The organism is Nostoc sp. DedQUE04 (assembly GCF_034530995.1).
GTDB lineage: Bacteria > Cyanobacteriota > Cyanobacteriia > Cyanobacteriales > Nostocaceae > Nostoc.
This window is the reverse complement of the sequence record NZ_JAVRCA010000042.1, coordinates 1-13,796: the sequence shown is the minus strand read 5'-3', so window position 1 is coordinate 13,796 and position 13,796 is coordinate 1. Positions and strand designations below refer to the sequence as shown.

The following is a 13,796-nucleotide window of genomic DNA, read 5'->3' as shown; positions in this document are numbered from 1 at the left end:
TTGACACTACCAAAATTGACTCATATTCCACTCAAAAAAGTTACAAACCGATTTCCACATCTTCAAGGATGCCAAGTGCGTCGGGGATGAGAACAGCTGCGGAGTAGTAGGCTGTAACAAGGTAGGAGATAATGGCCTTTTCGCTGATGCCCATGAATCGGACGGACAAACTAGGTTGGTATTCATCCGGGATACCAGTTTGATGTAAGCCAATCACGCCCTGATCTTTCTCACCAGTGCGGAGTATAAGGATAGAACTGGTTTGATTCTTAGTAATCGGGATCTTGTTACAGGGCAGAATCGGTACATTGCGCCACGTGATTATTTTGCTCCCATCCATGTCTATGGTGTCTGGATAGATGCCTCGACGGTTGCACTGGCGACCGAAGGCTGCAATAGTGCGGGGATGAGCCAAGAAGAACCTCGGCTTCCGCCGACGAGTGACCAGTTCATCCAGGTCATCGGGAGTGGGGGGGCCGCTGCGGGTGTAGATGCGCTGTTTGAGGTCGGCGTTGTGCAACAATCCAAATTCGCGGTTGTTGATCAACTCGTATTCTTGACGTTCCCGCAATGCCTCAATCGTCAGCCGCAATTGTTCTTCCGTTTGGTTGTATGGTTGATTGTACAGATCCGCAACGCGAGTACTTACTCGCAACACAGTCTGAGCAATGCTTAACTGATATTCGCGGGGTGAGAGTTCGTAGTCAACAAATGTTCCTGGTAACGTCGTCTCTTGACTATGACCAGTTGACAACGCGATCGCAGCTTCCCCATACTTGTTTTGTGGAAGTTCTGCGCGAGTCCGAAACTGCTCAACCTGAGCCTGCAACGCCTGCGACTGGTTGAGCTGTTCTCGAAATGCCTGTTGTGGTAGCGCCAATACGGTGCATCGGGTCACAGCTTTGACCGTAAACTTCCAATTGCTTTCTGACTCCAACAGATCGCCAAAATAATCACCGTCAGCTAGCATATCCAATAGAGGCTGCTCGTCATACTTGCCAATACCAATCTTGTTTACCTTGCCATGTGCGATCAAAAAAAGCTGATTGGCTGGCTGACCTGACTGGACAATGATATCACCAGGCGCGAACTCCTGCTGAACAAACCGACTTGCCAACGCCCTCAGCACCTCGGTGTCGTCAAATCCTCGCAGCAAGGGCAACTCACCAAGTTCCTGGGGAATCACCTGCACTTCGGCTCCGGTGTTAGAGAAACTTAACCGTCCATCACCCACCGTATAGGTCAACCGACGGTTAACTCGATAAGTCCCACCCTTCGTTTGCACCCACGGCAACATCTTCAACAACCATCGTGAGGTAATTTCCTGCGTCTGTGGTGCAGATTTGGTGGTCGTGGACAAATTACGCGCAGCATCTTTACTCAAACTCAGTTGAGGTTGTCCACTCTCAACATTTAAATTTGATTCAATAAAATCCGTCATCACCCCATCCTCTTAGTTATTAATAAAAGTGCCATTCAGTGCTGAGTTCCAAGTGCTGAGTTAAAAGACCGCCTACTTTCTTGCGGAGTATCAACAGTAGACCTCTTGCAAAAGTCCCTAACACCCCACCCCCAACCCCTCCCCGCAAGCGGGGAGGGGAGACAAAGCGTAGCTTTGGCGGGGTGGGGTTCTTTCTTATTTTTGATTTATGCAAGAGGTCTAGTCAGCCCTAATTTTACTCACTCAGCACTCACCACTCAGCACTCACCACTCAACACTCACCACTGCTGGTATTTAGCGCCCAATTTCAACATCTTCGAGGATGCCAAGTGCGTCAGGAGTGAGGACGGCTGCGGAGTAGTAGGCGGTGACGAGGTAGGAGATGATTGCCTTTTCGCTGATGCCCATAAATCGAACAGACAAGCTGGGTTGGTATTCATCGGGGATACCAGTTTGATGTAAGCCGATTACCCCTTGTTTTTCTACACCAGTGCGGAGTAAAAGGATAGAACTGGTGCGGTTATTGGTGATGGGGATCTTGCTGGAAGGAAAGATGGGTACGCCGCGCCAAGATGTGACCTGAACGCCATTCACATCTACGCTTTGTGGATAGAGACCCAGGCGGTTGGCCTCACGACCGAAGGCAGCGATCGTGCGGGGGTGAGCTAGGAAGAATCCCGGCTCCTTCCATACTGTCGCTAACAGCTCGTCAAGGTCATCGGGAGTAGGTGCGCCGCTACTGCTGTAGATACGCTGTTTGAGGTCGGCGTTGTGCAGCAACCCGAATTCGCGGTTGTTGAGCAGCTCGTGTTCTTGACGTTCCCGCAATGCCTCAATAGTCAGCCGCAGTTGTTCTTCTGTCTGGTTGTACGGTTCGTTGTACAGATCGGCTACCCGCGTACTTACTCGCAAGACCGTTTGAGCAATGCTCAACTCATATTCTCTAGGTTTGAGTTCGTAATCGGCGAAGGTTCCCGGCAACTCAGCTTCTTGGGGATGATCGGCTGCCAGTTCAATGGCGGCTTCACCTTGGGGAGTCTGTGGCTGGCTCAGGCGAACGCGGAACTGTTCAACATGAGTTCGCAACGCCTCAGACTGAGCGATCGCCCTCTCAAACACCGCTTGAGGCAGCGATAAAACTATGGTTCTGGTAATCGCCTTGAGGGTGTACTGCCAAGTATCCTCCGACTGCACCACAGTTTCATCGCCGAAATGGTCGCCGTCAGCTAACACATCGAACACGATCTGCTCGCCATACTTGCCAACACCAATCTTGTTGACTTTACCACGAGCAATTAGAATGACACGATCGGCAGGCTGGCCCAGTTCAACGATTACATCATCTGGAGCGTACTCCTGCTGAACAAACTGGTTTGCTAACCCGATCAATACATCAAGGTTGTTAAACCCTCGCAGCAACGGCAACTCAGTAAGTTCCAGGGGAATCACCTGCACCGCAGCTCCAGTGTTGGTGAAAGTCACCCGTCCATCACCCACGGAATAACTCAGCCGACGGTTAACCCGATAGGCCCCACCTTTTGTCTGCACCCACGGCAATAACTTCAATAACCACCGCGATGTAATTTCCTGGGTTTGCGGTGCAGATTTGGCTGTTGTCGCCAAATTCCGCGCCGCTGCTGTACTTAAAGTTAAATGGGGCTGCTGATCTTCTACATTCAAATTGGGGTCGTTAGAATACGTCACAACTTAATCCTCCACTTTTTAGTTACTAAAAAAATTGATCTCACGCGATCGCATACTGACCTTGAATTAACTCACCGACAAGAAAACCTAACTTCATTGACCGAGTAATGACTTGAGACTCCCCTGACCGATCGACGAGCCAATACGCCTAGCTGAAGTACCCAGCCCTCTGGGCCCGCTAAGTAGCCGCCCTGCTAACGTACTACGCAATTCAAATTCTTTATAGCGGTCTACCGTTATATGCCATTTGAGTACGCCGCACATCCACTGCTCTAGTTTCTTGACGTATCCGAGCAGTTTTTTGCGGGTACTTGCATCCAGGTCGAAATCATCGAAAAGAACTGGCAGTTCGGTGGCGACGATGTGTTGAAACTGTAGCGCCCTAGAAGTCATCAGGTTGTTGACAACTTCAACGGCCTGTGGTTTACCGCAGTTGAGGAAATTCTGAACGACCAGCACACAGTTATGGATTTCACCCTCGAATTCGATTTCTTTTTGATAGGAGAAGATATCGTTGGTAAAACAGGCGAAGTCGGCGGCGGAATTATCGAGCGATCGCATTGTTCGGGTGCGGTAAATCTCCTGCGGGATCTCGTTGCCCTGAGCTAGTCGGGACAGACTCATGGTCAGATCCGAGCCAAAGGTCTTACGACGCATCTCAATATAATCTATCGGGTCGGGAATCCGATTTTGGATCTGGTTGGCGAGTTCCCACACCCAGCTGTCAGTCATATCCTGGATTGCGCGGCGAAACTGAGTCCGCGCGTTTACGGACATGGGGCCAGCGGTGCGAGACCAAATATCTGCCAAGCCGGCTTCGACCGGATTGGTCGGAATCTCGGTTGGAGTGGAGTCATCCAGAGGCATAAACGCTGACAGTCGGGCATTGAACACTTTCGCACCAGCCATGTTGCGGTTGTTTCCGTAGAGTGCCGGGAAGTAATCGTCGGCATAGGTTCCCCAAACAAGCCAGCACGCGCTCAGATTCAGCTCAGGACCAGATCCATTCGGATGGATCAACGCACCGCAAAGGGCTACGTCGGCAACATCAAACTTGTGGTCATCCCAGATGACGGCATCAGGAATCCCAGGTAGTGATTCCAGCATCCCCATCTGGCGCGCCCATTCCTTGGAATGCTTCCGCGCAGCATTCAGATGGGGATTCAAGCTTGTAGTGAAGGGCATGTAAAACTTCGGCAGTGTCACCGGTCCCACAGCCTGGTATGGAATGTGAGTAAAGCTCTTGAACCTTCCCAAACCCAAGGCGGCGTATAGCGATTGAATACGCGCAGCCGATGTGCCTAGACCTGTGGGGCCTCCCAGAATCGTAGATGTTGGAGAATTGTCTCCTCCCTTATTCATGTAACGGCTCGATCGCATGTGCCACTCGTGACCGCCCGATTGCCAGTCCTGGAGTCCTTTGATGTAAAGGAGAACGTTCACACGAGCCACTGGATCTAGTCCGTACTCCTCAAACAGGGGGGGCAACTCGGTGACAGCAGTGTTATCAAACTGGTATAACCGCGAGGTCAACAGTTTGTTAGTGAGGTTAGCTGCCTCCTGAGTACTGACATTTAAAAAGCGCTCCAAGACCAGCACGCAGTTAGCGTTCTCACCTTCATCCTCCACTTCTCTTTGGTAGGAAAATAAGTCGTTGCGAAGATGCACTCCATCGGCAAACGTATCTTTGAGGATACGCATTGGCCGAGTCGAGGCGATTTCGGCCGGAATCTCTATAAACACGGCGTGTTCGACGAGATCCGCTGACCACGGAGCGCCACCAACTTTGCGGCGCATTTCGACGTATTCGATAGGGTTGGCGACTCGATCTTGGTTGATATTGGCGAGTTCCCACAAAGACTCTTCTAGGAGGTTCTTGGTACTCTCAAAGAATCGAAGTCGCCAGTCCACAGATTTAGTAAAGGCGGTGCGAGACCACAAATCAGCCAAGCCGCGCTCTACTGGGTTGGTCGGAACGGAAGGGGTATCAGTGGGATGCACTGGCATAAACGCTGGCAGTCGGTCAAGATACTGCTTTGCCCCAGCCATGTCTTGGGTGCGCTTATAGATTTCTAGGAAGTGATCGTCGAAGAAGAATACCCAAACATACCAGTCGGTTACTAAGTCAAGCTCCGCTCCCGGCGCATCTGGATGGGTATAAGAGCAAAGCAAGGCGTAGTCGTGGGCATCGAATGTATGTTCATCCCAAATAACCGAGCTTTGTGCTTCTTCTTCTGAGCCAAGTATCCCCATCTCGTAGGCCCACGCTTTGGAATGGACTCGTGCCGCTTCCAGGTTTGGGTTCAGCCGTGCGGGCCAAGGCGTGTAAAATTCTGGCAGTTCAAAGGGTTGCATGATCTGCGCTAAACCTCCTCTGGAGTCTTCTTGCTATCTTTATTTCGTGGACGATCTGAGCATTGTTGCAGTTCGCAAGTATCATCACCATCCAGCTAGATCCCCACATTTGGTTTGCTTGTGGTGGCTCGTTTCAAGGCGATAATATTATTAAGATGCTCATAATCTAAGTAACGAACTATAGGACTAATATTTGGAGTTGTTGGCAAATAAATTTTAATTACTAGATTGTGGTGTTCTCATAACTTTTCATAGTTGTAAATAAAAAGCAAGCCGTACATTGAAGCTGTAAGCAAATAGTTAAATTAAAAATTGAATAATTAGAAGACACTTAAGACAGTTAAGACCGTTAAACAAATAGTTAAATCAAAAATTGAAGAATTAAAAGACAGTTAAGACAGTTAAGCAGATAGTTAAAAGATTTAAGATAGTTATTAAAGAAAAAATACTAATTGTTAATTTTTGCAACTAATGTCCATTAAGGCATCACTATTCCAAAACCGAAAAAGCGATCGCACACACTGGATTACAACCCAGTGCTAGTAAAGCTATGGTGCGATTTTGCAGCAATGTGACTAATATGCCTGTGAAATACTTATAAGGTTTCAAGACAGCTAATCATAAGAAAATCCCAAAAGGGTTGAAAAAGTTTTCTTCTCCTACTGCTCACTTATTTTTTCAAGCTAGTGGTAAAAAAGTATTGCTGTCACTTTGGGTGAAAGCTAGATACTATTAGATTCGGCGTGTTTACTGTTCGGGAGTGCCAAAATGTCTAAACAGCTGGGTCAAAAAATTGCACCTACACCGATATCAAATGATATCAGTGTAGTGGATTTGATCGATCGATACTTCACCGCTTACAACTCAGCGCGGTTGCGGGAAATCTGCCAACTACTGAGTCGCGATGTCCTAACGGAAGGTGTCACGGTGGGAGTTAGCCTTTCCGGTGCGATGACGCCAGCAGGATTTGGGGTTTCAGCGCTTGCACCTTTAATTCGCAACGGCTTTATTGACTGGATGATTAGCACTGGTGCAAATCTTTACCACGATATGCACTACGGATTGGGTTTTGAACTCTTTGCTGGTAATCCGTTTTTGGATGATGTGAAACTTCGTCAAGAAGGCACGATCCGCATTTATGACATTATTTTTGGTTACGATGTGCTGCTAGAAACTGATGCGTTCATCCGCAAGATTCTCCAAGGAGAAGCGTTTCAAAAGCGGATGGGAACGGCTGAGTTTCACCATTTACTAGGTAAATATGTCCGAGAAGTAGAAAAGCAATTGGGTGTGCAGCATTCCTGCTTGCTAGCTACAGCTTATGAATACGGTGTACCGATTTATACGTCTTCTCCTGGAGATAGCTCAATTGGGATGAACGTGGCGGCTTTAGCATTGGAAGGTTCGCAGTTGGTAATCGATCCATCAATTGACGTGAATGAGACAGCAGCGATCGCATATAATGCCCGTGAATCAGGAGGTAAAAGTGCGGCTGTAATTCTTGGTGGCGGTAGTCCTAAAAACTTTTTGCTACAAACTCAACCGCAACTTCACGAAGTTTTGGGGTTGGAAGAACGAGGACACGATTATTTTGTGCAGTTTACCGATGCACGTCCAGATACAGGCGGTTTATCTGGGGCGACCCCATCGGAAGCTGTCAGCTGGGGTAAAATTGACCCGGATGAGTTACCTAACACAATCGTTTGTTATACCGATAGCACGATCGCTCTACCACTGGTGAGTGCGTATGTGTTAAACAAATGCCAGCCTCGTCCCCTGAAGCGTATATACGACAGGCGAGAAGCCATTTTAGATAAACTGCAAAAAGATTATCTAGCAGCCAAAACCCAACCATCAGATCGGATTCCAGCAGCAGTTGCTGAAAGTGCTTCACAGCCAACAGCAACTTATCCCTGTGGACGGCTGATTCCGAATACTCATTAAGGGAATAGGCAGGGAGCAGGGGAGACAAGGGGACAAGAGGACAAGGGGACAAGGGGACAAGGGGACAAGGGGACAAGGGGGAATTATTGAACAAGTCTTTTCCTTTTTTCTTGTCTACCTTGTCTCTTCCCCATGCCCCATGCCCCATGCCCAATACCCAATGCCCAATGCCCAATGCCCAATGCCCAATGCCCTCATCCCTTCCGTCCAATCAACAAATAAGTTGTCATCTTCCCTTTACCTTTAACTTCAATTTCGCCTCGTTTTTCAAATACAAATTCATCACACAAGCACTTATAAGTATTTTCTGTAACTTGGATTTTACCAGCAACACCTTGCGATTCCATAGAGCGAGCGATGTTTACCGTGTCTTTATATTCATAAGTAAACTTATTCAGATCGATGACTTCCCCGACTACCGAACCGCTATCGATGCCGATACGGATGCTGAAATTTTGGTTATTCTCAGTATTAAATAGAGCGATCGCAGTTTGCATATCCAGTGCCATCAAAGCGATCGCTTCAGCACGATCTTGGCGGCGTGTAGGTAAGCCACCAACCACCACATAAGCATCGTTAATGGTTCTGATTCTCTCTAAACTATATCGTTCGGTGAGGCGATCGAAAACTGAGAAAATTGGGTTGAGTAGGTTCAGCAGTTGAATTGCACTCATAAAAGTAGCAATTTCGGTGAAGCCAATGATATCTGCAAATAAAACTGTGACATCAGCAAAATCTTCGGCAATTTTAGCTGGTTGTTCTTTCACTTCTCTAGAAATTGCGACTGGCAAAATATTCAGCAATAAACGTTCGGTTTCTTTCTGCTGATAACGAAGTGCTTCTTCTGCTGCTACTCGCTGGCTTATATTGCGAAAAATGCCGCGAATCGCAACTGGATGACCTTCAACAAATTTACAATTAATATTACCTTCTAAAAAGATTGTTTGGCCGTCTTTAGTAACGAATATAGCTGTTACTTGCCCAAGGTTTTCTCCTGATAGTACGCGATAAAATCTTTGCAAACAGCTTTGTTTAAACTCTGGATGTATAATATCGAAAATACTCATATTCGCAATTTCAGCTTCACTATATCCCAAAGTTTCTCGCCATGCACGATTGACATATAAAAACCGACCAAATGGATTGACACATTGAATCAAGTCATTAGCATTTTCAAATAAATCTCGATATCGCTCTTCACTTTCTACAAGAGCATTTTCTGCTTGTTTGCGTTTGATAAATTGGGCAATTTGGCTACCAATAGAACCCATCATTTGCAATAGGTCTTTATCTTTTGGTAGTAACTCCCGACTAAAGAAAACCATCACTCCTAAGATTTCACTATCGTCTAAAATGGGGAAGCCAAAAGCTGCGTGCAATCCAGCCTCCGCAGCCGGTAGCGATCGCCTTTGATCTCCATCTACTGTGATATCTTTAATCCACAAAGGTAAACGTCTGATCCAAATTCGACCAGGTAAGCCAACACCAGGTATATAAGTAGTTTGCCAAGTGATTGCTTTAAACTCTCGGACAGAAACTAATCGACTTGACCAAATTTCTACACACCTTAGTACTGCATTAAGACTATCTCCTTGTAGGGAAGTGCCAATATATTGGCTTGGTGTCCAAAGTTCGCCTAAATCCCATCCCAAGTTTTGACAAATCGACTGCAAAATTTGGGGAATTCCCTGTTTTATGCTTTGTGATTCTGATAATATGCGAGTAATAGAATACTGGGCACTTGTACGCTGTTCTCGGCGTTGCCAAGCAGTAATATCCCGACCAATATAGACAATATCTTCTAGCCCTTCTGTTTTTTTGGGAATCACTGAGCAAGAAAAAGCAATCAATAGTTTCTCTCTAGTTTTGGTTCGACAAACCACTTCTATATTTTGGGCATTATGCTTTAAATAAAAATGTTGACAAATAGCTTTAATTAAAAATTGATCCTCATCAATAATTAATGATATTGGTTGATTTATTAATTCTTCTTCCTGAAAACCAAATAATTGTTGAGCAGCATGATTTACTTTTTTTATTTTTCCTGAATTACTGGTTACTAACAAAGCATCTGGCATTGAAGTAATGACTTGTTCCATGTAATTAATGTTTGATTAATATACAAGCCTGTTTTTCCAAAATATTTTTTTACTAAGTTTATATTACTTGATTAAGCGTGCTATTTTTTCACCTTAATCGAGTATATTTGAGCAAAAAATACTAGTTCGCTGTGGCGGAAATTTGCCTACCTTTAATAAGTTGTTCAGAGCAACTTATCTAGTTAATTGAGATAGTAGCTAGATTTCCGTCGTGCTGTACTAGTCGAATGTCTAAGCTAGTGCAAGAGATTTTATAATAAGCACTTTAGTCCTTACTAAAAACTTGCTTACCCAATTTAAACTAAATAAGCTTGATTAATATTTTTAAGTTACTTCTTTTGGGGGATTGACAATTTAATATAATATTGCTGTTCGAGTAGCTGCTTGTTAACAGTAGACTTCATGTTTAATTTTAATCCTATGTGGTATTTTACAAAACGGCGAATTAAATAAGTATTTCAACCAAATATTGCCGTAAACACCTTTCATTAGTTTCGCTATCTTGAAAATTGATTTTTCAAGATAGCGCGATCGCCAGTATCTATGAAATTTTAAACCCATCACTTTATAAGAGAGTGGCGACTCTGTAGCTAGGTTCCCGCCACTCTCTTATTCTTCAATTCCATCAATGAAGTTTATGATTGTGCGCTGGCGACAATTTGATTCCAGGCTTTGACTGCTGTCTGTAAATTCTTTGGCAGGTTATTTTGAGAAATATCGTTGTACTGAACCGTACCTTCTTGGCTGGTGAGGGTGTAGGTGATGTAATCAGCAGCACCACTGGGGGCTGGGTAACTCAAATTCCGAAATTTACTAAACTGAGAACGTTCTAGCGATCGCACAAATTGTTGTACCTGTTGCACAGAAACGCGGCGAACACTACGTTCAGAATCATTAGCATCACCAATCCGCACGCGAATCAGTCGCCCATCTTTGAGTAAAACAGTCTCATAGGTTCTGCCAGCAAAACCCCCACTGGAGATTTGGCGAAATACTATATCTCGATCTAACGGTGGTGGTAACTCACTAGCTGGAATTTGCACAGGCCCCAGTGTAGTTTCGTTAGCCTTTTGATTCAGCCTGAGTGCGGAACCTGTTTGATTAGTATGATAAACCAAGGTTTGACCGACTCCGCCGACAACCACCCGCCAGCCTGATACCAAAGCTTGGGTACAGAATTCATCAGGATTAGCTAATTCTAAACAGCTATCTCTCCAAGTTTGCTGTTGAGCCTCAATAATGGTTAACTGAGAAATTGGCTGTTGCAAACGTTTGGATACGGCTTGTAAAACCACATTTTTTACAGATGTGGGTAATTTATTTGGCAGATTTTCTGAGGGAGTATTTGCCGAAGCTAAACGTAGCGATCGCCCATTATTATTGGTATGATAAACCCAGTTTTGTTTGCCATTAGATACCACAACCCGCCAACCAGGAACTAAGGCTTGGGTACAGAATTCATCAGCTTGAGGCAGTTCCAAGCAACCATTGCGCCAAGTCTGTTGATTGTAGTCAATAATTTGCAGTTGTCTAGTAAAAATTCCCTGCCTGCGGGCTAAATCGCGCAGTACCGCATTAGCTACTGGACGTGGCAAACGGTTTGGTTTAATATTGTCTTTGAGAACTTCATTGCTTGTTTCTAGCGATAAATTAAGAGAAGCCCCCGTAGCACCTTTTACAAGTGTTAAACCGCTAGCAACAGACAAAAATCCAGTCAAAATCAAAGCAGTGAAAATTCGCCCTTGATTGGTGTTAAAGTAGTTTTTCAGCATGATTTTCCTAGTAAAATATAACTAAAAATAGTATCCAGCCACTAAGTAGACAATAAAGTATATAATTCCAGAACTTCAGCACTTGGAATTAGTTTAGTATTTGTGTTTTCAGAGAGATATAGAGACAGACGCTAATGTACTGATTGTTTGTTCCTTATATAAATTCTGGTTGAAGAATAATTCACAAGTCAGAACAATCAGTAGGGAATACCCTGTGGGATCTTGCTACAGACCCGCCACTGATTGAAAAGCACTAAATCTTCTTTTTCAGAGACGTTATACCAATCAAAAAAAATGCGACAAATAGAGCATTTGTACAGGCGCGATTCATCACGTCTTTACTCAAGGATGTGTTGCGATCGTTAATAGAATTGGTATTAGGGACTTCCAAATAAAAAAATATACAACTATTTATTGTGGGGTGGGCATCTTGCCCGCCCATAGTCAAAGGCGGGCAAGATGCCCACCCCACAAGATTGGATAATTTATTTCTTGGAGAGTTTTGGCTCCCCTCTGGGTGTCCAAGAGGGGTTGGGGGAGAGGTCAAAAAAGGGCTTGTCGAACTCACGTTAATTTAGTGGGGGTTTTAAAACTTCTTGTTCACACGCGACGCTTTAATACTGGCTACTGCTGCGCTATCGCGGACTCTCGTAGAGAAGCCATGCCGTTGGCGATCGCGTAGCGTATCGCAGACAGATGCTACGCGAACGTAGAGAAGTGTCGTACAGAATTAATTGTGTTAGCGGATAGCTAAGGTTTAGCCCATTCTGACTCCTGACTCCTGAATTCTGTTTGATAAATCCATCAAATTTGCCAGCTTGTAAACTACCCGCGCTCCCACATTACCATCCCACTCCGCATCACCAACTTCGCAGATATCAAAGCCAATAATTTTTCTTCCACTATTGACCAATTCTCGGAACAGACAAAAAGTTTGCTCTAATTCCAACCCACCTGGAACAGGAGTACCCGTACTCGGACATAGTTTTGGATCTAAGCCATCTACATCAAAGCTAATATAAACATACTCAGGTAAATGACTAATAATTTCTCGGCATAAATCAATCCAAGTTGTGCCAGAGTAAAGCTTTTGCTTAATAGCGGGATCGTAATAAGCAATAATGCGACTATCAGATTCGTCAATCATTTGTACTTCATCATGACTAATATCACGCAAACCTACCTGCACTAACTTAGTAATTTGCGGTATTTTCATCGCATTAAACATAATCGACGCATGGGAAAACTCAAATCCCTCATAAGCATCGCGTAAATCTGCGTGGGCATCAATGTGCAAAATGCCATAGTTTGGATATTTAGCTGCTAATGCTTGAAAATAACCTAAAGGCGAACTGTGATCTCCACCTATGACTGCAACTCGCTTTCCATTATCAATTGCTGCCTGACAATTTTCAAACAGCCATTGATTAACCCGTTGACTAGCCTGATTAATTTCTGTGAGGACAGATGTTAAATCTGGTGTATCTGAAAGTTGTTTACCTTCGGCTAATCGCTCAATAATTTTTGCTGCTAAAGCGCGGTAGTATGTGTTTTTCTCTAAAATATCTTGGGGAATTTCTTCCATAAAAATTCCCTGCTTCCAACCATCAGGGTGATCGAAATCGAACAAATCTAATTGAGTCGAAGCATCTAGAATTCGCTGTGGGCCATTAGCAGTGCCAGCACCATAAGAAACAGTGACTTCCCACGGCACACCAAAAACAATCAAGTTTGCAGACTCATAATCGCAGGGCAAACCTAAGAGGTTGCCATTTATTTCACCCACGCCGCTGGGATTGTAGTCTTTTAATTGATTACTCATTGAGTATCTTCTGGATTTACGTGGATAGACAGCACGCCGCCTAGTGGACATCTGCATTGTAATCAAAATTTTTCACAGGCAGTAAACTAGCGGTCTATGACTAACTATTTACTCAACCCGCTTCACTTCAAATCCCCGCAACCCTTCCGGTTCTTCATACTCAACCACAATATCTTTAACTACAGCAGCAGGTGGCCCAGAATGACACCAGCGAACCATATCATCTACGACCTCTCGCGCCCCTTCAAAGACTGCCTCTACTCGATTATCGGGGAGATTCCGCACCCAACCGGTTAATCCCAACTGCCTAGCTGTATCGACAGTGGAATAGCGATAGCCTACTCCGTGGACTCGGCCAGAAATGAATACATGGGCGCGGATAATCTTTGGCAGTGATGTGGAATTGTGCATAGACTGGTCTAATCTTTACGATTTCCAGTCTACCTAGTTTGTGTATACACAACCTGTTTTTAACTCCAACTTGCAAAATTAATCTCGCTCTTCGTCATCGTTATCATCGTCGCCGCGATATCTGTACTGGCGGTCATCGTCATCATCATCGCCGCGATGTCTGTACTGGCCGTCATCGTCATCATCATCGCCGCGATGTCTGTACTGGCGGTCATCGTCATCATCATCGCCACGATGTCTGTACTGGC

Annotated in this window: 8 protein-coding genes and 1 pseudogene; 2 read left to right on the top strand and 7 right to left on the bottom strand. The window is 45.1% G+C overall.

All coding sequences use genetic code 11. The annotated features are described in order from the left end of the window. Positions 1-40: 40 nt before the first annotated feature. The 3 genes from RM049_RS24675 to RM049_RS24665 form a co-directional block, all read right to left on the bottom strand. Positions 41-1,441 (bottom strand): family 2B encapsulin nanocompartment shell protein, encoded by a 1,401-nt coding sequence (locus tag RM049_RS24675; protein WP_322706035.1) that lies wholly within the window; start codon positions 1,439-1,441, stop codon positions 41-43. Positions 1,442-1,735: 294 nt separating this feature from the next. Then, a complete protein-coding gene (locus RM049_RS24670) occupies positions 1,736-3,145 on the bottom strand; it encodes a family 2B encapsulin nanocompartment shell protein (RefSeq protein ID WP_322706034.1) in 1,410 nt (469 codons plus the stop codon). Positions 3,146-3,238: 93 nt separating this feature from the next. Then, entirely contained in the window at positions 3,239-5,500 is a 2,262-nt protein-coding gene (locus RM049_RS24665) for a family 2 encapsulin nanocompartment cargo protein terpene cyclase (RefSeq protein ID WP_322706033.1), read from the bottom strand. A gap of 768 nt (positions 5,501-6,268) precedes the next feature. Here RM049_RS24665 and RM049_RS24660 point away from each other — a divergent pair. Continuing rightward, the gene (locus RM049_RS24660) at positions 6,269-7,444 is read left to right on the top strand and encodes a homospermidine biosynthesis protein (protein ID WP_322706032.1); all 1,176 of its coding nucleotides are present in this window, start codon (positions 6,269-6,271) and stop codon (positions 7,442-7,444) included. 194 nt (positions 7,445-7,638) lie between these two features. Here the strand turns inward: RM049_RS24660 and RM049_RS24655 are convergent, their stop codons facing one another. From RM049_RS24655 to RM049_RS24640, 4 genes are all read right to left on the bottom strand, one after another. After that, a complete protein-coding gene (locus RM049_RS24655; RefSeq protein ID WP_322706031.1) occupies positions 7,639-9,543 on the bottom strand; it encodes an adenylate/guanylate cyclase domain-containing protein in 1,905 nt (634 codons plus the stop codon). Positions 9,544-10,178: 635 nt separating this feature from the next. Next, the gene (locus RM049_RS24650) at positions 10,179-11,315 is read right to left on the bottom strand and encodes a hypothetical protein (RefSeq protein ID WP_322706030.1); all 1,137 of its coding nucleotides are present in this window, start codon (positions 11,313-11,315) and stop codon (positions 10,179-10,181) included. A gap of 757 nt (positions 11,316-12,072) precedes the next feature. Beyond that, positions 12,073-13,137 carry an agmatinase SpeB gene (speB, locus tag RM049_RS24645; protein WP_322706029.1) on the bottom strand — a complete coding sequence of 355 codons (1,065 nt, stop codon included), beginning with the start codon at positions 13,135-13,137 and terminating at the stop codon, positions 12,073-12,075. Between the two features lie 108 nt (positions 13,138-13,245). Then, positions 13,246-13,548: an acylphosphatase gene (locus RM049_RS24640; protein ID WP_322674686.1), complete on the bottom strand. Its 303-nt coding sequence runs from the start codon at positions 13,546-13,548 to the stop codon at positions 13,246-13,248. Positions 13,549-13,586: 38 nt separating this feature from the next. On the opposite strand from RM049_RS24640, the pseudogene RM049_RS24635 reads away from it, so the two are divergent. Further along, positions 13,587-13,796: pseudogene (locus RM049_RS24635) on the top strand (hypothetical protein); the annotation flags it as partial.